Annotated in this window: 27 protein-coding genes; 4 read left to right on the forward strand and 23 right to left on the reverse strand. The window is 49.0% G+C overall.

Going from position 1 to position 24,809, the window contains the following annotated elements; all coding sequences use genetic code 11:
* Window positions 1–8: 8 nt before the first annotated feature.
* Both DNHGIG_RS06515 and DNHGIG_RS06520 read right to left on the reverse strand, forming a co-directional pair.
* Window positions 9–389 carry an RlpA-like double-psi beta-barrel domain-containing protein gene (locus tag DNHGIG_RS06515; protein ID WP_282198914.1) on the reverse strand — a complete coding sequence of 127 codons (381 nt, stop codon included), beginning with the start codon at window positions 387–389 and terminating at the stop codon, window positions 9–11.
* A gap of 273 nt (window positions 390–662) precedes the next feature.
* A complete protein-coding gene (locus DNHGIG_RS06520) occupies window positions 663–902 on the reverse strand; it encodes a hypothetical protein (protein WP_282198915.1) in 240 nt (79 codons plus the stop codon).
* A 214-nt stretch (window positions 903–1,116) separates the two neighbouring features.
* Here DNHGIG_RS06520 and DNHGIG_RS06525 point away from each other — a divergent pair, with 214 nt between their 5' ends.
* Window positions 1,117–1,404 carry a hypothetical protein gene (locus DNHGIG_RS06525; protein WP_282198916.1) on the forward strand — a complete coding sequence of 96 codons (288 nt, stop codon included), beginning with the start codon at window positions 1,117–1,119 and terminating at the stop codon, window positions 1,402–1,404.
* 75 nt (window positions 1,405–1,479) lie between these two features.
* Here the strand turns inward: DNHGIG_RS06525 and DNHGIG_RS06530 are convergent, their stop codons facing one another.
* The 4 genes from DNHGIG_RS06530 to rho form a co-directional block, all read right to left on the reverse strand.
* Window positions 1,480–2,079 (reverse strand): thymidine kinase, encoded by a 600-nt coding sequence (locus DNHGIG_RS06530; protein WP_282198917.1) that lies wholly within the window; start codon window positions 2,077–2,079, stop codon window positions 1,480–1,482.
* A 194-nt stretch (window positions 2,080–2,273) separates the two neighbouring features.
* A complete protein-coding gene (gene rpmE / locus DNHGIG_RS06535) occupies window positions 2,274–2,471 on the reverse strand; it encodes a 50S ribosomal protein L31 (protein ID WP_282198918.1) in 198 nt (65 codons plus the stop codon).
* Window positions 2,472–2,582: 111 nt separating this feature from the next.
* Window positions 2,583–3,848, reverse strand: a complete 1,266-nt coding sequence (locus DNHGIG_RS06540) for a radical SAM family protein (protein ID WP_282198919.1) — start codon at window positions 3,846–3,848, stop codon at window positions 2,583–2,585.
* Window positions 3,849–3,923: 75 nt separating this feature from the next.
* Entirely contained in the window at window positions 3,924–5,192 is a 1,269-nt protein-coding gene (gene rho / locus DNHGIG_RS06545) for a transcription termination factor Rho (RefSeq protein WP_282198920.1), read from the reverse strand.
* A gap of 240 nt (window positions 5,193–5,432) precedes the next feature.
* Between rho and DNHGIG_RS06550 the strand changes: the two genes are divergently transcribed.
* Window positions 5,433–6,260 carry a DUF92 domain-containing protein gene (locus DNHGIG_RS06550; protein WP_282201367.1) on the forward strand — a complete coding sequence of 276 codons (828 nt, stop codon included), beginning with the start codon at window positions 5,433–5,435 and terminating at the stop codon, window positions 6,258–6,260.
* A gap of 33 nt (window positions 6,261–6,293) precedes the next feature.
* Here the strand turns inward: DNHGIG_RS06550 and glpX are convergent, their stop codons facing one another.
* Window positions 6,294–7,271, reverse strand: coding sequence for a class II fructose-bisphosphatase (gene glpX, locus DNHGIG_RS06555; RefSeq protein WP_282198921.1), 978 nt, complete (start codon window positions 7,269–7,271; stop codon window positions 6,294–6,296).
* Between the two features lie 134 nt (window positions 7,272–7,405).
* Here glpX and DNHGIG_RS06560 point away from each other — a divergent pair, with 134 nt between their 5' ends.
* Window positions 7,406–8,944, forward strand: a complete 1,539-nt coding sequence (locus DNHGIG_RS06560) for a M1 family aminopeptidase (protein ID WP_282198922.1) — start codon at window positions 7,406–7,408, stop codon at window positions 8,942–8,944.
* A gap of 105 nt (window positions 8,945–9,049) precedes the next feature.
* Here the strand turns inward: DNHGIG_RS06560 and DNHGIG_RS06565 are convergent, their stop codons facing one another.
* Entirely contained in the window at window positions 9,050–10,192 is a 1,143-nt protein-coding gene (locus DNHGIG_RS06565; protein ID WP_282198923.1) for an N-acetyldiaminopimelate deacetylase, read from the reverse strand.
* Window positions 10,192–10,902, reverse strand: coding sequence for a 2,3,4,5-tetrahydropyridine-2,6-dicarboxylate N-acetyltransferase (gene dapD / locus DNHGIG_RS06570; protein ID WP_282201368.1), 711 nt, complete (start codon window positions 10,900–10,902; stop codon window positions 10,192–10,194). The genes DNHGIG_RS06565 and dapD overlap by 1 nt, the downstream gene beginning before the upstream one ends.
* 245 nt (window positions 10,903–11,147) lie before the next feature.
* On the opposite strand from dapD, the gene DNHGIG_RS06575 reads away from it, so the two are divergent.
* Window positions 11,148–11,468 (forward strand): hypothetical protein, encoded by a 321-nt coding sequence (locus tag DNHGIG_RS06575; RefSeq protein WP_282198924.1) that lies wholly within the window; start codon window positions 11,148–11,150, stop codon window positions 11,466–11,468.
* A gap of 68 nt (window positions 11,469–11,536) precedes the next feature.
* Here the strand turns inward: DNHGIG_RS06575 and DNHGIG_RS06580 are convergent, their stop codons facing one another.
* The 14 genes from DNHGIG_RS06580 to DNHGIG_RS06645 all read right to left on the reverse strand — a co-directional run bounded on the left by DNHGIG_RS06580 (window position 11,537) and on the right by DNHGIG_RS06645 (window position 24,790).
* A complete protein-coding gene (locus tag DNHGIG_RS06580) occupies window positions 11,537–12,301 on the reverse strand; it encodes a polysaccharide deacetylase family protein (protein WP_282198925.1) in 765 nt (254 codons plus the stop codon).
* Window positions 12,302–12,445: 144 nt separating this feature from the next.
* Window positions 12,446–13,090: a fructose-6-phosphate aldolase gene (gene fsa, locus DNHGIG_RS06585; RefSeq protein WP_282198926.1), complete on the reverse strand. Its 645-nt coding sequence runs from the start codon at window positions 13,088–13,090 to the stop codon at window positions 12,446–12,448.
* Between the two features lie 24 nt (window positions 13,091–13,114).
* A complete protein-coding gene (locus DNHGIG_RS06590) occupies window positions 13,115–13,969 on the reverse strand; it encodes a class II fructose-1,6-bisphosphate aldolase (protein ID WP_282198927.1) in 855 nt (284 codons plus the stop codon).
* A 49-nt stretch (window positions 13,970–14,018) separates the two neighbouring features.
* Window positions 14,019–14,840 (reverse strand): 3-keto-5-aminohexanoate cleavage enzyme, encoded by an 822-nt coding sequence (gene kce / locus DNHGIG_RS06595; protein WP_282198928.1) that lies wholly within the window; start codon window positions 14,838–14,840, stop codon window positions 14,019–14,021.
* Window positions 14,841–14,862: 22 nt separating this feature from the next.
* A complete protein-coding gene (gene kal, locus DNHGIG_RS06600; RefSeq protein WP_282198929.1) occupies window positions 14,863–15,264 on the reverse strand; it encodes a 3-aminobutyryl-CoA ammonia lyase in 402 nt (133 codons plus the stop codon).
* Window positions 15,265–15,415: 151 nt separating this feature from the next.
* Entirely contained in the window at window positions 15,416–15,781 is a 366-nt protein-coding gene (locus tag DNHGIG_RS06605) for a response regulator (protein WP_282198930.1), read from the reverse strand.
* A 159-nt stretch (window positions 15,782–15,940) separates the two neighbouring features.
* Window positions 15,941–17,446, reverse strand: coding sequence for a hypothetical protein (locus DNHGIG_RS06610; RefSeq protein ID WP_282198931.1), 1,506 nt, complete (start codon window positions 17,444–17,446; stop codon window positions 15,941–15,943).
* A 352-nt stretch (window positions 17,447–17,798) separates the two neighbouring features.
* A complete protein-coding gene (gene tpx, locus DNHGIG_RS06615; protein WP_282198932.1) occupies window positions 17,799–18,320 on the reverse strand; it encodes a thiol peroxidase in 522 nt (173 codons plus the stop codon).
* Between the two features lie 164 nt (window positions 18,321–18,484).
* A complete protein-coding gene (pyrG, locus tag DNHGIG_RS06620; RefSeq protein ID WP_282198933.1) occupies window positions 18,485–20,104 on the reverse strand; it encodes a CTP synthase in 1,620 nt (539 codons plus the stop codon).
* 181 nt (window positions 20,105–20,285) lie between these two features.
* Window positions 20,286–20,789: a DNA-directed RNA polymerase subunit delta gene (gene rpoE / locus DNHGIG_RS06625; protein WP_282198934.1), complete on the reverse strand. Its 504-nt coding sequence runs from the start codon at window positions 20,787–20,789 to the stop codon at window positions 20,286–20,288.
* 118 nt (window positions 20,790–20,907) lie between these two features.
* Complete coding sequence (meaB, locus tag DNHGIG_RS06630) at window positions 20,908–21,852, reverse strand: methylmalonyl Co-A mutase-associated GTPase MeaB (RefSeq protein ID WP_439647727.1); 945 nt, start codon at window positions 21,850–21,852, stop codon at window positions 20,908–20,910.
* A gap of 125 nt (window positions 21,853–21,977) precedes the next feature.
* Window positions 21,978–23,123, reverse strand: coding sequence for an acyl-CoA dehydrogenase (locus tag DNHGIG_RS06635; protein WP_282198936.1), 1,146 nt, complete (start codon window positions 23,121–23,123; stop codon window positions 21,978–21,980).
* Window positions 23,124–23,141: 18 nt separating this feature from the next.
* A complete protein-coding gene (locus tag DNHGIG_RS06640) occupies window positions 23,142–23,924 on the reverse strand; it encodes an enoyl-CoA hydratase-related protein (protein WP_282198937.1) in 783 nt (260 codons plus the stop codon).
* Window positions 23,925–23,935: 11 nt separating this feature from the next.
* On the reverse strand, window positions 23,936–24,790 hold the full coding sequence (locus DNHGIG_RS06645) for a 3-hydroxybutyryl-CoA dehydrogenase (RefSeq protein ID WP_282198938.1): 855 nt from the start codon (window positions 24,788–24,790) through the stop codon (window positions 23,936–23,938).
* Between the last annotated feature and the right edge of the window lie 19 nt (window positions 24,791–24,809).

Below are 24,809 nucleotides of genomic sequence, written 5' to 3' on the forward strand. Positions count from 1 at the left end.
GCAATCCATTAATCATGGAAATAGCGTCCGTGTATGATTCCATAATAGGTGTCTTGCCCCAAAATATTCGAGAAAACGTATGGCATAACGTCCAAGACGGCGTTCGGCAATGATCCTCGATCCCATTTATACACGAATGCGAGCCGATTGTTATCCAAGTTTCGAACCGCTATGCGCGTACCTGCCGGCGGTTCATCGAATCCTATTTTCGTTGCACAATCATAAGAGGACAAGACTTTACCGTCGGCGCCTATTTTTCCTTCACCATTGTAGTAAGTAATATTTCCATAGACGACCTGACCAGCCAGGTTCGGTTCGGCGAAAGCTGTGCCTGTTATACCTCCCAGTAAAGTTGCTCCCGTTAAAATCGATACGATTGTTCTCTTCATCCTATTCTCTCATTCCTCCTCACTTTTTTTACTATAATTTTCGACATTTCGTTGCGTTTTTTGGGTGTACAATACCATTCATGTAAATATTCAATAAAAAAATCCCCTTCCATGGGAAGGGGAAACATCTATCTCCGCGTTTTTACGAGGAGAAGAAACAAGGGTTATCTTTATTATATCCAAGTCTATACGTTTTTTATTACGTTATTTATGGTAATTGAGCCTTTCGAAAGCAGGTGAGTCGTTAAATGGCAGGTATGAGCTTGTTTCGTGTCAAAGTCTTGACTGTAAAGCCTGCATTTGAATTTTTTTGGCGTTTTCTTGTAAGAAAGACAGGGCTCGGTCAGCTTCCTCGTAACAGTTACGCACGGTTTGATGAATCCTCTCCAATTGTTGGTGTTGTTGGCGGATCGGAGCATTCAACGTACTTTCCACTTGCACATAGATGTTCTGCATCGTTTGCGTAGCTTGCCGCAGTTGCTGAAGCGCTGACAGAGAAAGGTTTTGCTGCAAACGGATCAACTCCTTGAAAAGATAAGACCGTTATTTTGGGCTCTATCGTATACTTTTCCGACAGAGTGGCAAACATAGTGTAACCGTTCGGGCGGAAAGTTTTTCACCGAATGCTTTATTTTTATCGATGAAGGCCATTCACTCGATAATAACAGATGAAATGGTTCATATTACATCTAAGAAATACAACCCCACGCACAGGAGAGATATGCAGATGGAATTCAAAAAAGGAAAGCCTGAAGACGGCTTGGACGAGTGGGCTAAAGATGCTGAAATCATCGGAGAGAATGTATATGAACGAATGGCTTCGAATCATCGGTTACGCGGAGATGCTGTTCACTTCAATGAAACGTTCGAACATGCGGGAGAACGACCGAATCGGTCGGAAGCTTCGAAGGACAGAGGATTAGAAGCTGCAGAAGAGGTGATTCTCGGCGACTTTGTCGTGGAGCCGGCCGTGAAGAATCAAAATAACGATGAGTTTTATCAAGAGGATCTTTAAACACAGAAGCTCCTAAGAACGGCTTCTACAATTCCCCCAGGAGGAAACCGTTTTAGGAGCTGATCTTGATCTTCTTTACTCGCTCACATGAACAGCAGGGCGTACAGGCACTTCATGACAATGTCTGCAGCGGGCTTCATAACTTTCTGCAGCGCCTACCAGAATTACGGGATCGCTCGCATACGCCGGATGCCCATTGATCAGACGTTGTGTACGGTTAGCAGGATTGCCGCATTTAACACAGATGGCCTGCAATTTATCCACATATTCAGCCATCGCCATTAACACTGGGGTCGGCCCGAACGGTTTGCCGCGAAAATCGAGATCCAATCCCGCAACGATGACGCGAAGCCCGCGATCTGCCAGCGAATTGCATACGTCGATAATCTGTTCATCGAAGAATTGCACTTCATCGATCGCAACCACTTCCGTATCCGGATCGACCAACTCCATGATCACGGCTGCCGAATCAACGGCCCATGCATCTTCCTGTGTTCCGTTATGCGACACAACTGCCGAATGATGATAGCGAACATCGATCGAGGGCTTGAACACTTGAACCTTCTGTTTGGCGATACGCGCCCGATTCACCCGCCGAATCAGTTCTTCGCTCTTACCCGAAAACATACTGCCACAAATGACCTCAATCCACCCCGATTGTTTAACAAAATACAACAGGATCTCTCCTCCTACAAGGACACCCCAAAATTGCTATCGAGACGCCGATAAGGCGGCTATGTAAACAAACGTTGATAAGTAGCTACGTAAAAAACTTCGTTCGAAGCGCTCATCATGAAAACATGTGTATATCATTGCGATTCATACGTTGAAAAAGCCGAGCAAATTGCCCGGCTTCATCTGCTTGCGCATTACAAGTTGTATTTCTTCTTGAAACGATCCACACGACCGCCCGCATCGACAAACTTCTGTTTACCGGTGAAGAAAGGGTGGCATTTCGAGCAGATCTCGACGCGGAGGTTCTCTTTGACAGAACCTGTTTCAAACTTGTTACCACATGCGCAGGTAATTGTCGTGATCTTGTATTCCGGATGAATACCTTGTTTCATTGTTGTCACCTCTTTCCGGCCATAGTATTTGCCATAGCCTAAAAATCAACTGAATGGTATTATAGCACGTACTTACTGGCAATGACAATGTGGATGAAAAGGAAAATTCCGCTACATGACTTTCTTTCTGCGAAACTCTACTGGCGGTACATGTGTGAAGGAACCGATTTCCGTATGGGGGCATTCGGCGCGGAAGATATCCATCATCGTTTTCATGCCGAGAATATCCCCTTTCGGTTTCGGGATATGCGTCAGATAGTATTCCGGATCGATGTTCAGGTTCCGCATCTGAATCAAGCGGATCCCGTTCTTGTTGATAAAATCGATCATCGCTTCGATCTCTTCTTCACGGTCTGTGACACCCGGAAACACAAGGTAGTTGATCGATACATAGACGCCTTTGTCCGAAGCATACTTGGCCGATGCGGCCACATCTTCAACGCCGTAGCCGCGCGGGCGATAATAAGCGTTGTAATGTTCGGGAATCGCCGAAATCGTGGAGATACGCATCAAATCCAGCCCTGCATCGACAATTTCCCGAATCATGGGTGTGAGTCCCGCATTTGTATTGATGTTAATAAACCCGCGATCCGTGATTGCCCTCGTCCGCCGGATCGCCTCGGCAATATCACGTCCCCGAGTGGACGGCTCTCCTTCACATCCTTGTCCGAAAGAAATGATCCCGTCTTCTGCCGCTTGCAGATGGTTGACCATCACTTCAACCATTTCATCCACTGTTGGCTTAAACTTCATGCGCACTTGCGGGGATGGGAACGAGGATTCTTCCGGCTGTTCGGAGATACATCCGACGCAGCCTGCATTACAGGTTGACGACACGGGCAAAGCGCCTTCATAGCGTTGCAAAAATGTATTTTGAGACGTCAAACAGCCGTAGACGAGTGAGCAGTGGCTCAAATGCTGGTAAATCCGATTCTCGCCATAAGCATCCAGCATCTTGTTCACATGCTTTTCCACATCGGGATAATTCAACGGATTCCACCTTTCCCTCAGTGCATCAGTGGCATCCGCAGCCACATAGAAACGATTCTTGTGCCACACGACGGCTGTATAACCGAATAAGGGAAGCGGTTCCGCCCCTTCGCGCTTCACATAGCCGGGCAGTAAGAGTCGTGTATACCCTTGTGGAAGCAATGCGCCCACAGCGGACACATCCCCGGGCATCACTACCGTCTCTCCTGTTTTCTTATCGATTCCGACGGCCTTGGTTCCTGGAAGCGAAACCAGGGTGGCTCCCTCGGGTAAAGGTATTAATTCTTCTTCAAGGATGTCTGTCAGCATATTCCCTGTACGCCCCAAGGGCGCAAGAGCAGGATCATCAAAGATCTGGCCCTCTTTATCTGCATAAACGATGTTCACATGAATCTTCCTTTCAATTGTCCTCCTTTTTGAACACTCATTCAGAGGATGTTCAAAAAGTCCGGATACTCGCTCCTACCGCGATTTTGACAACTCGCGGCCTTCCTTCATGCCCTCCAGTGTAGCAAGGAACTCCTCGTTTGTCTTTGTTTCTTTCAACTTCTTTAGGAAGATATCGGTAAAGTTCGGGTCATCGCTCATTGCTTTGCGCAGAGCCCAGATCTTATCCAGTTCTTCCGGCGTTAGCAGCAATTCTTCACGCCGCGTACCCGATTTGCGAATATCGATCGCCGGAAAAATCCGCTTCTCTGCCAGACGCCGATCCAGATGCAGCTCCATGTTTCCGGTGCCTTTAAATTCTTCGTAGATCACATCATCCATGCGTGAACCCGTTTCCACCAATGCAGTCGCGAGGATGGTCAGGGATCCGCCCTCCTCAATATTTCTAGCCGCACCGAAGAATCGTTTCGGACGGTGGAAAGCGGCCGGATCAATCCCCCCCGACAAGGTGCGTCCCGATGGAGGAATCACAAGGTTATACGCCCGAGCAAGCCGCGTGATCGAGTCGAGCAAAATGACCACATCCCGCCCGTGTTCCACAAGGCGCATCGCCCTCTCAAGCACCAGTTCCGCTACTTTAATATGGTTTTCAGGAACCTCGTCAAATGTCGATGCGATGACTTCTCCACGCACCGAGCGTTGCATATCGGTCACTTCTTCAGGCCGTTCATCAATCAGCAGCACGAAAAGTTCAATATCGGGATAATTCGTGGAAATCGAGTTAGCAATCTGTTTGAGCAAGAGGGTTTTACCGGCTTTAGGAGGAGCTACAATCAAACCGCGCTGACCGAGGCCAACAGGTGCTAGCAAATCAATAATCCGAGTGGAGAGGTTTTCCGACGTGGTTTCCATGACCAATTTCTTTTGTGGAAACAATGGGGTCAAGGCTGGAAAATGCACTCGTTCCGCCGCCACTTCCGGGGCTACGCCATTCACGGCTTCCACTTGCAACAATCCGAAGTATCGTTCGTTTTCCTTCGGCGGTCTCACTTTTCCTGAGACTTTGTCACCCGTTCGCAGGTCAAAGCGTCGAATCTGCGAAGCCGCAACATAAATGTCATCACCGCTTGGGAGATATCCGATCGGGCGGAGAAACCCGTATCCATCCGGCATGATTTCGAGAACGCCTTCCATAAACATATAGCCTTCTCGCTCCGCTCTCGCCCGGAGGATCGCGAAGATCAATTCCTTCTTCTTCAGCGTCCCGTAGTAAGGGATCTGATATTCTTTCGCGAGTTTATAGAGCTCTGTCAATTTTTTGGCTTCCAATTCAGAAATGTGCAAACTTCTTTCACCTTCTCTTTCAGCTTCTCTGATACTTATTATATCATGTTTACCCGACCATTCCTATCTTATTCGCTGCTAGATTACAAGAGGAAAAGAAAAATTTCCGAACCGTTTCAACGAAGGATACGATCGTTCATCACTATTCTATTCGCCCATTGTGTCTCTCTTAACCAAGCGAAATTCGTTATAATGGGGCTGTTAGGAATGGTAGTACGAGACGAAATGGGGATCATTACGATGATGGACTGGATTCTGGGATTGATCGGCAGTGCGTGCATTGCGCTTCTCGCTTATTGGAAGCGTTCGTTGTCACAGTCGGGCGCTTTGGCGGCGGTGGGGGTCGGAACCGTTCTGTATGCCTGGGGCAGCCTCCCTTGGTTCGGAACATTGCTCGCGTTTTTCATCTCATCATCCATTTTATCGAAATGGAAACAAAAAGCCAAAGAAGTTCACGAGAATGTTTATGAAAAATCAGGTAAGCGAGATGCAGGGCAAGTATTGGCGAATGGCGGTGCTGCCCTATGTCTGTGTATAGCCCATCATTTCTTCCCGCATCACGGATGGTGGGCCGCGTTTCTCGGTATCATGGCATCCGTGAACGCAGACACATGGGCAACGGAGATTGGCGGACTCAGTACGAAATCTCCACGCTCGATTCTCACGGGAAAAAAAGTTCCGCCCGGTACGTCCGGAGGCGTGACACCTCTCGGACTGTTGGCGGCCCTTTGCGGCAGTTTATTAATAGGTGCTTGTGCCTGGTTGTTTGTATCGGTTTCCCCTGAAGAAGCCAATACCCGACTGTCTTCGGGAGCAACTGGGGTTGGATGGATTCCATACCTGTTTACGGCTACGGTTGCAGGAGTCACGGGCGCGTTGGCAGATTCTCTCCTTGGCGCCCGCCTTCAAGTGATGTATCGATGTTCCGTTTGTGGAAAGGACGTGGAACGTATCCTGCACTGCGGCAAACCGACGGTATGGATAAGGGGAGTCCGATGGATGAATAACGACATGGTCAATTTCTTGAGTTCGCTGCTCGGCGGACTGGTCGCCTTATGGCTAGGCTAGACCGTGTTCATGGCGCGAAAAAACTCCCTCGCCTTAGCGAGGGAGTCCTGTCGCTCTCACTGCCCGTTCCATGTTGTGTCTCGTCTCGACGAACCTTACAGTTCCCGTTTTTGCACGCATAACGACCGTATGGCTCATGGCTACGTCATTTCCAAGGAAGCGTACACCGCGAAGCAGGTCGCCATCCGTGACGCCTGACGCTGCAAAAATGCAATCATCCCCTGCCACCAGATCTTCAAGCAAGAGTTTCCGCCCCGGTTCGATTCCCATGTCGATACACTTCTGGCGTTGCGATTCATCTTCAGGAAGCAGGCGTCCTTGGAAATCGCCGCCCATACACTTCAATGCAGCGGCAGCCAAAACGCCTTCCGGCGCTCCTCCGATTCCTAACATAACGTCGATACCCAGTTCCGGAAACGCAGTCGCTAGAGCTGCCGCGACGTCACCGTCGCTGATTAATTTCACGCGCGCGCCCGCTTTTCTCACTTCATCTATGATCGCTTGATGACGCGGCCGATCCAGCAGAACGACCGTAAGATCACTCATCGCTTTCCCTTTGGCGGCTGCCACCACTTTCAAGTTCGCGGCCACGGGCCAATCGAGATCGATTTTTCCACTTGCTTCCGGCCCGACGGCGATTTTTTGCATGTACATATCGGGGGCATGCAGAATATTCCCTCGATCAGCGATGGCTACACAAGTCAATGCACCGGGCAATCCTTTGGCCACGAGGTTCGTTCCTTCCAAAGGATCGACAGCAATATCCACTTCAGGGTCGCCCTCCGTGCCGCATCCCAGTCTCTCACCGGTATAAAGCTGAGGAGCCTCGTCCATTTCGCCTTCGCCGATGACCACAGTCGCCCTCATATTGACCGTATCGAACATTCTTCTCATTGCGTCGGTCGCAGCGCCATCCGCCTCGTTTTTCTGTCCGAGCCCTAACCATCTCGCAGCCGCCAAGGCTGCCGTTTCAGTCACACGTACGATTTCTAACGTTAAACTGCGCTCCATTTGTCACACTCCCGTTCATGCGTTTGCGACTATTATTATAGCACTTTTAAAACTATGTGCTACACTTTTCTTCTCGGCAGGATTCGACAAAAGGGATGCAGAATCAAGAGTGTCGTAGAGGATGGTGGATCCAAATGAGCGACCGGAAACATAAACGCAAACTTTTTCTTGTGTCTGGCAGTATGACCGTTTTCTTAACGACTCTCGTCCTCTTGTTGGTCTTGCGTCCCACACAAGGATGGCTCACCCTGCTGGAAGACAAGTGGAAGGTTCTTCAACCCCGCTTTTTCCTCGACACTCTCGCACACACGCAAACAGAGGGGAATCCCGAAAGGGAAACCAAGACATTGACCTACATGATCGACGCAGAGTTGGATACGCAAAATCACGAACTTAAAGGTCATGTCGCCGTAACTCTTCCCTCCGGAAATTACCGTGACATACCCTTTTATTTGTATCCATCTCCCGATCAGCCTATGCGCATCGTCAGCGTGGAGTGGAACCAAAGACCCGCCCATTACCGCGTGGATCCGAATCAATTACAGGTGAAGCTCCCTGTTTCTTACAAAGGTTCACCTACGCTAGATATTCGTTTTGTTACACCGATCCCCCGCGCTGGAACACGATTCGGAGAATTCAATGGCATCTGGTCACTCGACTATTGGTATCCGATTGTGGCTGTACAGCGCGATGGGAAGTGGATACAAAAACCTGTTCCGAAAGGATTCGGCGATCCTTTTCTGATGGATCTTGCCAATTATACAGTACGATTGCGTTACCCGAAAGGCTTTACCTGGTTCGCCAGCGGTCCGGCTGTTCAGGAAATTTCATATGGGAGTCAAATGGTAACCGAATGGAAAATCGATTCTGTACGCAATTTTACCTTGATCGGATCGCCTACCTTTCTGAAAAAACAATGGAAGACAGCCGACGGGGTGGACATATCGGTAGCCTCTCAAACCGATAACCATCTCGATCAACTGGTAGACGTGACGAAACATGCGATCGATACCTACACGAAACGATACGGGGCTTTCGCATATCCCGTACTCTCGGTCGTTCAAATGCCTGAAGGTACCGTATTCGCGCATGAATACCCGAATCTCGCGCTCTTCTCTCGTGCGATCTGGAGTTGGGGCACCGGGGAGCGGTGGATTGCGCATGAAATCGCACATGCCTGGTGGTTTTCTTCCGTCGGTACGTATAAAGCGCTCGACCCGTGGCTGGATGAAGGTCTTGCCGATTATTCGGCTCGGCTGTATTTGGAAGACCGTTACGGCAAAGAGCGCTATCGGGCTGAAATCAAACAAGACTGGACGCTCTTCGTAGAACAAAGAGGATATTCACCGCGGGATCTCGGTCGCTCGATCGGACCGATTACCAAACAAACCACACAACCCTACATGTCCTTTTCCGAAGAGGATTCTTATTACTATCTCGAATATCTGCGGCCGGTCTTAATGTACCATGACTTGCGCATGCATATGGGAGATGACAAGTTTTTCGCTTTTCTCAAACAGTTTTATCTGAAAAATCGCTTGCATACCGTTTCGCGTGCCGACCTGGAACATGCACTCGCTGACGTCGCTCCTGATGAGGTTCAACGCCTTAACCTCTGGCTCGACAGTCCGAATCAGGAGTTGATCGCCAAGGTTCAAGGGGATTTTCAATAAAATCCTTCCATTGGTCATCCAATGAAGCGAAGACATAGGGAAAAAATCAGGCGTAACAAAACCGTTCCCCGCGATTTTGTTACGCCCGTTTCTTGATAACGATTGTTACCGAACCCCATCCGATTTCCATGTCAGATATTTCGTCAATAATTCAATCGCAATGTCGATCGCCTTCTCATTCGGCTCGATCTTTGCATGATGCAAACCGTACGGCGTCTCAACACCCAGCCAAAACATGAATCCCGGGATCTCTGAAAGGAAATAGCCGAAGTCTTCGCCTGTCATCGCTTCCCGGCACTCGATCAGTTCCACGTTTCCGTTTTCTCTCACCCAACCCATGAATTCCCTCGTGATCGTTTCTTCATTGTACACTTGGCGGTAATTGGCTCCGTAATCGATCGTTGCTTTGCATTCAAAACCAGCTTCTACGCCTCTCACAAGGGATTCGATGCGCGCTTTAATCTTGGCCATGGATTCCATGGACAGCGTGCGAATCGTTCCTTCCAGGCGTGCCTTTTCCGCAATGATATTCTGTTTCGTGCCGCCTTCGATTTTTCCGACGGTAACGACCGCGGAATCCAACGGGTCGATATTTCGTGAAACGATGCTTTGGATCTGTGTGAGCAGATGAGCCGCCGCAACCACCATATCATTCGCTTGATGAGGAAAAGCGGCATGTCCGCCGCGCCCTACCAAATCGATAAAAAGCTCAGACGTATTAGCGAAAAGGATCCCCGGCCGGGTCGCGATCGTTCCTACCGGGTATTCGGGGGCAATATGGAGGGCAAATATAGTATCGGGCCTCCATTCGGCAAACTCCTTGCTCTCAAGCATCGGTTGCGCTCCGCCTGGACCTTCTTCGGCAGGCTGAAAAATAAAAATCAGGTCGTCATTGATTGGATGATGAATAAAATGTGTTAACACACCGAGGGCAATCGCCATATGAAAATCATGGCCGCAAGCATGCATATACCCCGGATGTGTAGAGCGGAACGGGTAGGTAGTGTCCTCCTCGATCGGCAGGCCATCCATATCGGCTCTGTATCCCAGGCGTTTCGCGGGATTTTTCCCTTTGATTCTGACCAGAATACCTGTCCGCCATGTTTTGATTTCCATCCGTTCTTGCGGTAAAGCGGCTAAATAATCGAGCAAGAACCGCTGTGTTTTAAATTCGGAGAAACCGGGTTCAGGAATCTGGTGCAGTTGCCTGCGAATGTCGATAAACGGATGTCCGGTTGTACTCGACATTATAATTGACGCAGCTCCTGTTTGATTTCTGTCTTGGCTTTGGTTTTCTCGTCGATCGTTTTAATCACGCGAGCGGGTGTGCCCGCAACGACGACATTGGCTGGAACATCTTCGATAACGACAGCGCCCGCAGCGACGACAGAGCCTTTGCCCACGCGAACACCTTCCAAAATAACCGCGTTTGCTCCAACGACGACATCATCTTCAATGACCACAGGTGTCGCTGAAGGGGGTTCGATTACGCCTGCGATGACTGCTCCCGCACCGATGTGACAGTTCTTGCCGATGATCCCGCGACCGCCAACGACCGCGTTCATGTCGATCATGGTTCCTTCGCCGATCACTGCACCGATATTGATCACGGCCCCCATCATGATAACCGCATTGTTGCCAATCTCCACTTGATCGCGGATGATGGCGCCCGGCTCGATGCGCGCATGGATATTTTTCAGATCAAGCAACGGAATCGCTGAATTGCGTCGGTCATTCTCAACCACATAATCCTCGATCTTGTCTTTGTTTCCTTCGAGTACCGCTTGAATCTCATTCCAATCGCCAAACAAAACGCCCGTATTTCCATTGATGAACGTTTTGACTTGTGACCCAAAGTCGATACCTTCCAGGTTCCCTTTGATATACACCTTTACAGGCGTTGTTTTTTTGCTCTTTTGGATAAACTCGATGATTTGTTGTGCATCCATAATCGTAATCTTATGACTCCTTTCTCTTTTTAAATCATGAAAGCATTTCGTCACATTGAGTATAACATTTCTATTATACACGGATCAGGCGAACAAACATATGAGCGAACGAATTTTGTAAAGCTATTCATCAAAGGCTATACGTGAAAAAATGACAACGATAGACAAGCTTCCATGTCAATCCTCAAAAACTATGATAAGATAAATGCTATAAACCATCCTTCCTTCAGACAAACAAAGAGAGGAGGACTCCCATGGACGAAATCAAAGTTTTGTTACACAAAATCCTGGAAAGACTCGATATCCAAGGAGCAACGATCGAACAAATGAAAGGAGAAATCGCAGACATAAAAGAAGATATCGCTGTAATGAAAAAGGATATTGCAGATATGCAAACAGATATCGTTATGATGAAAAAGGATATCGACGTTATGAAAAAAGATATCGCAGAAATGAAAAAAGATATCAATGAGTTGAAAATGACCTCTTGGCGGCAAGAAAAAATTATTGAAACACTTTCTCTCCGTTCCATTGAGCAGGAGAGCGAAATCCGAGAATTGAAACGTATCAAGTAATAGGTTTTTCCTTAACCAAGGATCCCTCTCTCACGGAACCTCTCAGATGTCTCATACTATATCCCTCATCAATTCTTAAACGCTGGAATCTCGAGCAATTGAGGGATCGTCACGAGCGAATACCCTTTCGCTTTCAGCATCCGGATCAGTTCCGGCAGGGATTCGACCGTGTGCTTCAATGCCTTCGGGCCGGCGCTGTGTTCCAGAATGATGCCGCCCGGTTGAATCGTTCTGTTGACGATCTCGATGATCTCGGCAGCATTCTTACTCTTCCAGTCAAGTGTATCTACTGACCAATCGATCACTTTATAATCCATAGAAGCGATCTGCAAAACATTATCAGTGGAAGCGGCGCCGTAAGGAGGGCGAAACAGAAGGGTGTGATAACCCACGATCTTCGATAACGTCTGTTCGGTTTGTACGATTTCATGGCGAATCTCTTCCGGTGTAAGCCTGGTCAATAACCGATGATCCCAGGAGTGGTTCCCAATCACATGTCCCTCTTCCGCGATGCGTTTCACGATTGCGGGATACTTCTTTGAACTTTTTCCCACAAGAAAAAAAGTCGCTTTCACTCCTTCTTTTTTCAAGATATCAAGAATTTGCGGCGTAAATTGTAGATCCGGTCCGTCGTCAAAAGTCAAGGCCACCTCTTTTTTGGAAAGAGGGCCATTCCGAAAAAGGACACCGGCTGGAAGCGATTTTGAGGGAGACGTTTGCATCGTATGAGCCCCTGTGTTGATCGTATCGGCGGACGCACCTGCTTCTGCGATGAGAAACGTAAGCCCGATGATTGCAATGAAAGAGAGACAAAGGCGCTTACAATGCCTCATTCGAACCCCCTCCACAACGATTTGATGATGTTAGGTTGTGAGAAACCGGTGGAGATATGCGGTAGAAAGAGCGCCACTTTCTGGTCCTTCGTGAAAAAGGCACTCCCCGCAAAGCGGAAGAGTGCCTTATGTAGAAAACCAGGATTATTTATCCATTTTGCTCCAATCTGCCAGAAACCGCTCGATTCCTTGGTCGGTCAACGGGTGTTTGATCATTTTCTCGATCACCCCGAATGGACATGTGGCGATATGAGCGCCTGCGAGAGCGGCTTCCGTCACATGGACAGGGTGACGCACGGATGCGGCAATGATTTCGGTATCCAATGCGTGAATGCGGAATATATCTGCGATATCACGGATCAAATGCATGCCGTTTTCGGAGATATCATCCAAACGCCCGATGAACGGGGAGACGAACGTTGCACCCGCACGTGCCGCCAACAATGCCTGGTTCGCCGTGAAAACGAGAGTGACATTCGTTTTAATGCCTCTGGATGCAAAAATCTTGGTAGCTTTCAACCCTTCCGCCGTCATCGGAACCTTGATGACAATGTTGGGATGAATGGCCGCCAACTTCTCTCCTTCTTCAATCATGCCGTTGGCATCGAGAGAAACCACTTCCGCTGATATGGGACCATCAACGATCGCGACGATTTCTTTTAATACCTGGAAAAAATCGCGGCCTTCCTTCGCTACAAGGCTCGGATTCGTCGTCACGCCGGAGATCACGCCCATATCATTCGCCAGACGAATCTCCTCAACATTCGCCGTATCGATAAAAAATTTCATCGATGTCACTCCTTCAAATGAGGACTAAGCCCGGTTGTTCGAACCGAAGAGACGGATCTTCTCGCGGACGACTTCTTTGATCGCTTCACGCGCGGGTCCGAGAATCTTGCGCGGATCATACACTTTCGCATCGTTGTTCAAAATTTCGCGGACTTTCGCCGTAAATGCGATTTGATTCTCTGTGTTCACATTGATTTTGGATACGCCAAGCGAGATCGCTTTGCGGATATCTTCATCCGGAATGCCGCTGCCTCCGTGCAATACGAGAGGTACGCCTGTGAGATCGCGGATTTTGGCGAGACGGTCAAAGGCGAGTTCCGGTTTTCCTTTGTACGGACCATGTGCGGAACCGATTGCGGGCGCCAACGCATCGATTCCTGTTTCTTGTACAAGGCGTTGCGCTTCCTCCGGAACCGCGAGGGAAGCTTCACGCTCATCGACAGTCAAGTCATCTTCCGTACCGCCGATTCGGCCAAGCTCGCCTTCCACATCGATGCCGAGCACATGACAAGCATCCACAACCTGCTTGGTCTTAGCGATGTTTTCTTCCAGCGGATAGTGGGATGCGTCGATCATGATGGACGAGAAACCGGCACGGATACATTTGAGCACGACTTGATAAGAGGAACCGTGATCGAGATGCAGGATCACAGGTACACTCGCTTTCTCGGCAGCCGCTTTCGCCATCGCCACCGTGTATTCGAGACCCATATATTTCATGGCACCTTCCGATACGCCGAGAATCACGGGGGATCGTTCTTCTTCCGCTACCTCGACGATCGCTTGCAGAAACTCTAGGTTGTTCACGTTAAATTGGCCAACGGCGTACCCATTCTTGAGTCCATCGTTCAGCACTTCTTTAAATGATGCAAAGCCCATTCTGGCTCCCTCCCTCAAATAATGCCACTACTCTTTTTCCCCTATCTTATCATGAATGGGATAGGAGACCAAGTATCTTGCGCGCATCTTTCGGGCTGGCGACCTCGCGACCCAGTTCCTTCGCGATACGCACCACGCGCTCGACCAATTGCGCGTTACTTTCGGCAAGAACACCTTTTGTATAGTAGATATTGTCTTCCAAACCGACACGCACGTGGCCGCCGAGAAGGATCGCCATCGTAGCCATCGGCAACTGCGCTCTTCCAACGCCCGCCACCGACCATGTCGCATTTGGCGGGATGGATTCTACCATATGAAGCAAATTCTTGGGAGTGGCAGGAATCCCGCCGGGTACACCCATGACGAAGTCGAAATGCAACGGCTCTTGGATGAGACCTTTTTTCAATAATCGTAAACCGTTATGTATCATTCCCACATCAAAAATCTCCAATTCAGGTTTTACACCGTATTGGGATAGGGTCTTCGCAAATTGTTCGATATCGGAAGGCGTATTCATGAACACATCTTGACCGAAGTTGACAGTTCCCGTCGTCAATGTCGCCATTTCCGGACGCAAAGTAACCGGCTGAATGCGCTCCTCGGCCGTCATCCCCACGGCGCCGCCCGTCGAAACCTGAATGATAATCTCGCATTTGGCTCGTATCTTTTCGATAATTTCCCGATACACCTCTTTATCTTGAGTAGGCGTGCCGTCCTCGAGACGGCCATGGATATGCACAATGGATGCTCCTGCAAGATAAGCTTCATAAGCCGCTTGGGCGATCTCGTCGGGTGTAACGGGCAGGCGCGGATGATCCTCTTTGGTGACTTCCGCGCCTGTGAGCGCACATGTGATGATCAGTTTCTCCATGTGAATTCCTCCCTTCCTACCCTTACGGCGAAACGTTCGCGCGTCTTTGTTTTTCTTTTGGCACGACACAAGTGCCTCTGGCATAGCAGACCAATTCCGGTTCTGAAAGAACATCCGCTGCCGATGGATTCTGTGCGTCCACATTCGCCCGGATCACTTTATAAGCGTGAAATTCCATCGCTCTCGACGTATTGCCCACTCTCGTGATTTTTCCGTATGCTTCGATATAATCGCCAGCGTACACGGGAGCTTTGAATTCCACACAATCATAGGCTACAAATAGGCCTTCGTCTCCATCATGGCGAATCAATAATTCCGTTGCGACATCCCCGAACAGTCCCAAGATACGTGCGCCATCGACAAGATTACCGCCGTAATGCGCATCGTGTGAACTCATGCGAATACGAATCATGGCTTGCTCCATATCTTCTTCTCCCCTCGGAACCATTTACTAATAGTATTCAAAAATTCACACTTCTCAACCCTGTTCTTTCTGCTTACACTCTCATTCCACCTGCATGATTCATGTTTCGCTTGAAAGCGCATACATTCTCCAAAAAAAGAGGCCCCATTTCCTATGAGACCATTTGCGCATGAACCGCCATTCTCAACTCATCGATATCAAACGGCTTGGTAAAATGCGTGATCGCGCCCAGTGCTGTTGCCTCTTTGATTAAATCCAATTCACCATAAGCGGTCATCATGATCACTTTCGTATCCGGTTCAATCTTGCGGATACGGCGCAGGATTTCCAATCCGTCCATCCCGGGAATCTTCATATCCAACAGGACAAGATCCGGTTTCTCGTTCGCGATGATTTCAAGCGCTACCTGCCCGCTCGGTGCCTGAAAGATCGTATATCCTTCTTTGCTCAATACTTCCTGTAACAACACGCGGATGCCATATTGGTCATCGACGATCAGCACTTTTTTCTTCTCCATCAAGTCCCCCCCTTTTCAGGTCTAACATGTGTGGTTTGGTGGGCTCAAGCTTTCGTTCATGCCCTGTGGAGGTCGCCGCTCGCAACACCAACAACTCTCACGTAATCATTCGCTTTTTTGTATGGATTTCCCTCTTTTACACGCAAAAAAGGTATCCATTCAAACGGACGGGTGCTCATTCGCAGATCCCCATACATCCTGAATGTCCTTGAGAAAATTGGATGTATCCAATGGGATATTCAGTTTCTCGCACCATTCTTCGATCGTATAAGTGGCGCCGAACGACCACATCTGTTTTAGCTCCCTGCCTGCTTGCTGATCCCGAAACCAGCGGTTTCCATACTGCGTCTGCAAGCGGGAACACAATTGACTGGCAAACATCCATGAGCGCAAAAGACGCGCAGAAGCAAACGGATGCAGAATATCTTCCAGGTACGTTTCTTTGGTATACACCGCACCCGTTGCCCGGGACATCATTTGCACGTAACGTTCAGCCATTCCCTCAAGGCTTTGGGCCGCATATAGATCAAGCTCGTACAAAAACATCCCGGCGTATTTTCGCCAACGATATAACTTGCGAAAGAGAGAATACTCGTAGAACTCTGTGCGTACGGCTTCATCCATATCCAAATGGTGCTCCGTCCAATCCTTATTGGTTATCAAGTCCTGTAGAACATATCCATACGCATGCGGCAAGGACGGATCTCCGAGAAGCTTGTACATCCAAGGAAGATCTTCTCGTATATGCGCAAAATATTCGGCTCGTCCCGCCTCATGAAGAATCTCGCAATACTGCGACAATCCGCCTTTCGGGTAGATGACCAAATAAATTTCTTTCGGTATTAACAAGGGGGAACAACAACAAGACGATTTGTTCACTCGTTTCTCAACATCCATGACGATGCTGGCTTGCTGCAAGATATTAATCCCTAAGCCGTATAATGTGTCTTCCAGCGTAGGCAACAGTTCGATTTCACGAAAATACAAATCGTACTTCCGACCGGACAATACAGGATACAGGTGATGCCTCTCTACCCCTTTCCCATCAGTTCCTTTGGGTATGTAAGTAGCAAACGCTTTCTGATAGAGTGCATCCGTTTTCGCGAGAAAGTCTTTCATCTGTTCCTCTAGAGCGGTCAGTTGAATACCGGACAATTTCTCGTAAAGTGCCCGGTAATGGGGAAACCCTTGCTGTTTCGCTTGTTCCTGTAAGCGCAAAAAACGCTCTTCACGCAACGGATGTAAAACCGTTTCCATCGCATTGACTCGTTGGCAAAGTTCATGCCGTTTCTCATCTTCCGTCTCCGTCCAGATGAGTGACCGTGCCCGCGATAAAGGAACCGACCTTCCCTCCCAGGCCACCTCTAGCTTGTTTTCCAATTGCTCAATCGCCTGGGTGCTATCACGCAACATCGATTCGATCGTCTGAAAGAACAGATATCTATAAACATACAAGAGTGGGCGCCTGTCTTCTTCCTTACTCTCCGAAGAAGACAACGCATTGCGCATCGTCTCTACATTCATAAACGTGAATAAATCTTCAGATTCTTCACGATGATCCTCGTTCGTTTTCTCTTTCTTCCCCGCGCTCGCGTAATAAAACTTCCGGCACATCGACCGAATGGAGTGTTCCAAGCGGCTGAATATGTGTTGCAGATCCCCCATACTCTCTATTACACTCCTCCCAACGAGCAAAACAAAAAGACCCGAGCTCGACGCTTACGATTCGATGTCATGGTGCGGGAAACCACCTCCAACAGTTTTCGATTTGTGTATTCACTGATACATGGAGGGATTTTCACGGGCGATTATGTTAAAGATATTCGGGCTTCTGCGTATTATTCCTGCCTGACTGCGTCGAGAAATACCGATTTTCCATATATTTTATCGCAAATGATTTCGTTTATTTTAAATAAAATGAATTTTCTTATAAAACAAAACAGGCTGAGAAAGAAAAAAGAGCCTCACCCTCGCGAGAGGAGAAAGACTCACTGTAGGAATCAGCCTCTTATATGCTTTACAAGACAGATTTTGCAGCCTCTATCGCCGCTTCGTAGTTCGGATGGTTGGTCACTTCAGGCACGTATTCGACATAAACCACTTTGTCGTTTTTATCGATGACGAACACCGCGCGAGCCAGAAGACGCAATTCCTTAATCGCAACCCCGTAGTTGATGCCGAATGATAGGTCGCGATGGTCAGACAATGTTTGTACGTTCTCGATGCCCGCTGCACCGCACCAACGCTTTTGCGCGAAAGGCAGATCCACGGAAATCGTCAAGACTTTGACCCCCGGCAGACTTGCCGCCTCTTCGTTGAAACGACGGGTTTGCGCATCGCATACGCCGGTATCGAGGGACGGTACAACGGAGATCAGTCGAACGGATCCTTTAGAACTGTCCAATGTCACTTGGGAGAGGTCGTTTGCCAGAACAGTAAAGTCTGGAGCTTGATCGCCCACTTTCACTTCATTGCCGAGCAGTGTGACCGGATTCCCTTTAAAAGTAACCGTGTTTTTACGTTCCGCAATTGCAGTCATTGTTTAAGCCTCCTTATATTCAAGCGTGATTGATTATGTACGGGCACAAAATACCCTTACTGATGTAAATTGTACTATGGAATGCAGGTTCTGTCTGTGGCGATGCTTACGAAAAAAGGGCCGGAAATATTCCCGACCCTGGTTTCGAGCGATAGAAGCGAATTTCACGCCGATTCATGGGATTGTTGTTTTCTTGCCAACGCCGCTTTCACAAAATCGCGGAACAGCGGTTGCGGACGATTCGGTCGCGAAATAAATTCCGGATGGAATTGAGAAGCGACAAACCACGGATGATCGGCCACTTCGATAATTTCCACCAGACGTCCGTCCGGAGATGTACCCGAGATCACCAGCCCCGCTTTTTTCAAGTCTTCACGGTACTCATTGTTAAACTCATAACGATGGCGGTGACGCTCATACACAAGCTGTTCCCCGTATGCTTCATACGCTTTCGTGCCTTTGACCAGCGTGCACGGGTAGAGCCCCAGGCGCATGGTTCCTCCCTTATTCTCGACCTCTTTTTGTTCAGGGAGTAAATCGATGACCGGATACTTGGTCGTTTCATTGATTTCAGAGGAGTTGGCCCCTTCAAGCCCCAGAACATTGCGGGCATACTCGATCACTGCTACTTGCATGCCCAGACAAATTCCCAAGAAAGGTACTTGTTTTTCCCGCGCGTAACGCGTCGCTGCTATCTTGCCTTCGACCCCGCGATCCCCGAATCCGCCCGGCACAAGAATACCGTCCACATTCCGAAGATATTCCGCTACATTTTCTTCTGTCAGATCTTCCGCCTGAATCCATTCGATCTCCACATTGGCGTTATTCGCAAAGCCCGCATGATAGAGCGCTTCCGCCACAGAGATGTAAGCGTCGCGAAGGGAAACGTATTTACCTACAAGGCCGATGCGTACTTGATGCTCGAGATGTTTCACTTTATACGCGAGTTCTTTCCATTCTGTCATATCAGCCGGTCCGCACTCAAACCCGAGGTGGCGTACGACGATTTCGTCAAGCCCTTGTTCCTGGAACATCAACGGTAGGTCGTAGAGCGACTCCGCATCCCGCGATTCGATGACCGCATCCTCGTCCGTGTCGCAAAAGAGAGCGATTTTCCGTTTCACTTCCATCGGTAACGGCCGTTCCGTTCGGCAAACGATGACATTCGGGGAAATCCCGATCGATCGCAATTCCTTGACGGAATGCTGCGTGGGCTTCGTTTTGATTTCGCCCGCTTTACCGAGGTAGGGAACGAGCGTCACATGAATGTACATGACATTTTCACGTCCGACATCACTTTTGATTTGACGGATGGCTTCGAGAAAAGGAAGGCTCTCGATATCCCCCACCGTTCCACCGATTTCCGTAATCACGACATCCGCGCGCGTATCGCGGGCGGCGCGAAACACCCGTTCCTTAATTTCATTCGTTATGTGCGGAATGACTTGCACAGTCGCGCCGAGATAGTCACCGCGGCGCTCTTTTTGAATGACAGATGAGTAGATCTTACCTGTCGTGACATTATTATTTTTCGATAAGTTAATATCGATAAATCGCTCATAATGTCCAAGATCAAGATCTGTCTCGGCACCGTCATCGGTCACAAACACTTCACCGTGCTGGTAAGGACTCATCGTTCCGGGATCCACGTTCAGATAGGGATCAAACTTTTGGATCGTCACCTGAAGGCCCCGATTTTTTAACAATCGCCCCAAAGATGCTGCCACAATCCCCTTACCAAGACCAGACACGACACCTCCGGTCACGAAAATGTATTTTGCCATTCGTACTTTGCCCCCTGTCTAAAAACAAAAAAAAACTAAAAGCTGCTTTCTTTTAGTTTTTCCAACTCGTGAATATCCTCATGTATGATATCGTTCCGTCCGACTGCTGTCAAGAGCAAAGCACGATTAGCCGCTTTCCGATTTCCGGATCGCGGCTGGTAAAACCTGTATGTCATTATGATTAAAAGTCATCGTCTTCATCTTCGAATGCTTCCGCATCCTCATCATCCAAATCCTCGACCCCAAACGTCTCTTCGAGTTCGTCTTCATTGAAGTCGAGATCTTCTTCTTCCATGTCTCCGAATTCGATATCTTCTTCCAGTTCCTCATCCGCATACAGATCTGCATCTTCATCGTCATCTTCCCAATCAACATCTTTGCGGATGAACTGCTTGGCGCCCGCTTTATCCATCGTTTTATCGACGGGATACCAACGTTTTAGCCCCCACACGTTATTTCCGATATTGAGGAACCGGCCGTCTACGTTGATCTCTGTATATAAACGCGCGATGACTTCATTCACTTCTTCAGGAGTCATGTCGCGCAGACGAGCAACTTCTGCCATCAGATCACGATAATAATAAGGTTTATTCGTTTCTTTCAAAATATCGTACGCAAGGTCGACAAGCGGCATCTCCCTTGCCGTTTCCTTATCAATCGTCAAAACTCGTGCCTCTTCAGACATCGGTTCCACTCCTTCTAAGAGGGGTATCAGGGATAAAAACCCATGCGCGTCTGATCACATGGGAAGTAGAGGTAGTATACCATACTCTGATGTACGCTGCAATCTCCGGAGAGATCCTCTACACTTTCAATAAGCGCCGGAGAACGATATCGGCGACTTCGTAAGGATCCGTGCGCCCTTCTTCCACATCCGATAGCGTTGTGGCCCATTTCGGGTCTGCTTGAATCAAACTTTTGATTTTCCGACCGATCTCTGCGTCAATAATACTGAGGATTTCATCCTGGCGCTGTTTTTGCCGTTTGTTTGCCAGACGTCCGCTCTCTTTGAGAAACGCAAGATGGCGTTCGCACTCGCACCACAATTCTTTGATTCCCATATTATCCCGTGAAGCCACTTTTAAAACCGGCGGACGAAATTCGAAGTCATGGACGAGGTCAAGCATGTGATTGACCGCCTGTACTGTCTTGTCCGCACCGGGCAAGTCCGCCTTATTGACAACAAAGATATCGGCAATTTCCATAATGCCCGCTTTCATGCTTTGAATATGATCCCCTGCACTCGGATGCAGAACGACGACCGTTGTGTCTGCCACATGCATAATATCAAGTTCCGATTGCCCGACACCGACCGTCTCAATAAAAATGACGTCGCTGCCGAACGCATCAAGCACGCGTACCGCTTCACGCGTAGCCTTCGCCAAGCCTCCGAGCGATCCGCGTGTCCCCATGGAACGGATAAATACACCGGGATCCAATGCGTGCTTTCCCATGCGTACACGATCGCCCAGGATCGCTCCACCCGTAAAGGGGGAAGTCGGATCGACAGCAATGATGCCCACTGTTTTTCCCATTTTCCGCAATAATGAAATCAATCGATCGGTCAAGGAGCTTTTGCCCGCCCCCGGCGATCCTGTCAAGCCCACCAGATACGCGCGTCCTGTATGCGGATGGATATCCTTCAGAATTTCTTTCTTTTCCTGCGTGTCGTTTTCAATATGTGTAATGGCTCTGGCAGCCGCACGTTTATCCCCTTTTAGCAATCGTTCAACCAGTTCATGCACCATGATCACCTGTATCGAAAAGTAAGGCCTGTCGCCAAAGCGTACAGGCACTTTCTACTATTATATACTTTTTTAACGCTGTTTTCTCATCTTATTTCCTTTGGAATACCTCGAATCTTTCCTTTTGTCTATTTTAACAAATGATTCGCGATCACCATGCGTTGAATTTCCTGTGTACCTTCATAAATTTGAGTGATTTTCGCGTCGCGCATAAAGCGTTCGACCGGATATTCCCGCGAATACCCGTATCCGCCAAAGATCTGTACCGCTTCCGTAGTGACTTCCATTGCCGTATCACCTGCAAACACTTTCGACATCGCAGAAGCCTTTCCATATGGAAGTCCCTGATCTTCCAGCCATGCTGCTTGGTAGGTTAACAATCTCGCGGCTTCAATTTTCGTAGCCATGTCGGCCAGCTTGAATTGGATCGCTTGATTCGCGGCGATCGGTTTGCCAAATTGTTCGCGTTCCTTTGCATAGGAAAGAGCATGGTCTAACGCTCCTTGAGCAATGCCGACCGCTTGTGCGGCGATCCCGTTGCGTCCTCCATCAAGTGTCATCATGGCTATTTTGAAGCCAAATCCTTCATCGCCCAGCCGATTTTCAACGGGCACTTGACAATTTTCAAAAATGATTTCTGTCGTCGGCGATGATTTGATTCCCATTTTTTTCTCTTTTTTGCCGACATGGAAGCCCGGAAAATCCTTTTCGACGATGAAAGCGGTGACCCCCCGCGTTCTTTGGGAGCGGTCGGTGGAAGCGAAAACGACATAGATTTCCGCCTCGCCGCCGTTAGTGATGAATATTTTTGAACCATTCAGGATATAGTGGGAGCCATCTTCCGATAAAACCGCCGTCGTGCGCATACCGCCGGCATCCGAGCCGGAACCTGGTTCTGTAAGCCCGAATGCGCCGATCTTCGTACCTTCCGCCAAAGGGCGAAGGTATTTTTGCTTTTGTTCTTCCGAACCGAACTTATAAATCGGCCATCCGGCGAGCGATGTTTGTACCGATAATGTGACACCGATCGAGGCGTCGATCCGCGACAGCTCTTCCACCGCAATCACATAGGAGAGAAAATCGAGCCCCGCGCCCCCGTATTCCTCAGGCCAAGGAATGCCGCAGAGACCGATCTCCGCCATCTTATCAAAGATCGAACGGTCGAAAACCTCTTCTTCATCGCGTTGTGCCGCTGTTGGCGCCACTTCTTTCAAGGCAAATTCACGCACGAGTTTACGGATTTCCTGTTGTTCTTGCGTCAAATTGAAATTCACGGTGATTCCTCCCGGATGTTATTTCCCTTCGAAACGGGCAGACCGTTTTTCCAGAAAAGCGCTCATTCCTTCTTTTTGATCTTCTGTCGCGAAGCACAGAGCAAACAGTTCCGCTTCGTGACTTAAAGCGCGATCGATGTCCATATTGACGCCTTCATTGACAGACTGCTTGCTCAATTTGATCGCCACAGGCGCTTTTTGGGCAATTTTCTTGGCCAATTCTTTAGCTTTCGGCAAAAGTTCAGCCGCTTCATACACATGATTCACCAGGCCGATCGCCGCGGCCCGTTCTGCCGAGATCATATCTCCGGTCATGAGCAATTCCTTGGCGATCCCCGCACCGACCAACCTCTGGAGACGTTGCGTCCCCCCGAAGCCGGCAATGACACCGAGATTCACTTCCGGTTGCCCGAATTTGGCGTTGACGGAGGCCAGGCGAATATCGCATGCCATCGCCAACTCGCATCCTCCGCCCAAAGCATAGCCATTGACCGCCGCGATGGTGGGTTGCGCCAACCGCTCGATCTTCGTCATCACCGCTTGTCCCAGACGGGCAAATGCTCTCGCTTCGTGAGGGGTCATGACGCGCATCTCGGAGATGTCCGCTCCTGCCACAAAAGCTTTATCCCCCGCGCCCGTGAGAATGAGCGCATGTACGGACGAATCGTTCTCCACCTGTTCCAATGCGGAAGATAGTTCGAGGAGAAGGGCCTTGTTTAAAGCGTTCAACGCTTTTGGCCGATTTAAGGTGATGACGGCGATACCATCCTCTTTCGTGAAAAGCAGATGCTCAAACGACATGATCGTTCCCCCTAGTTCTCATACACATAAAATCCGCGTCCCGTTTTTCTTCCCAACCAACCCGCCTTCACATACTTGCGCAAGAGCGGGCAGGGGCGGTATTTCGAATCGCCGAGTCCTTCGTACAGCACTTCCATGATGGCGAGACAGGTATCGAGACCGATAAAATCGGCCAGTGTCAACGGACCCATGGGATGATTCATCCCCAGTTTCATGACCGTATCAATCGATTCGACATCGGCAACTCCTTCGTACAAGCAATAGATCGCTTCATTGATCATCGGCAGAAGAATGCGATTCGACACAAATCCCGGGAAGTCGTTTACGAGGCAAGGAACCTTGCCCATTTTCTTCGCGAGATCTTCGATCGTTTGATATACTTCGTCAGCCGTAGCTAGTCCGCGAATGACTTCGACCAACTTCATCACGGGAACCGGGTTCATAAAATGCATGCCGATCACCCGTTCAGGACGCTTCGTCACGGCTGCGATCTCTGTGATCGGAAGAGAAGATGTGTTGCTCGCAAGAATCGCTTCCTTCGGACATATTTCATCGAGCTTGCGGAAGATATCCGTTTTGATCTCCATGTTTTCAGTCACGGCTTCGATCGCCAGGTGTACATCTTTCGCATCCGTCAAATCGCAGGATGGTGTAATGCGTGACAAAATCGCCTGTTTTTCTTCTTCCGTCTTGCGTCCTTTCTCCACGTCGCGCGTCAAATTTTTTGTGATGGTGGCAAGTCCGCGGGAGACGAATTCTTCTTTGATGTCGTTCAGTATCACTTCAAGACCGGATTGTGCAGCCACTTGTGCAATACCGGACCCCATTTGTCCGGCCCCTACAACGATAATTTTGCGTACGTCCATGTGTTTCTCTCCTCCGTTG

Origin of the sequence: Collibacillus ludicampi, from assembly GCF_023705585.1 — a bacterium.
Lineage (GTDB): Bacteria > Bacillota > Bacilli > Tumebacillales > BOQE01 > Collibacillus > Collibacillus ludicampi.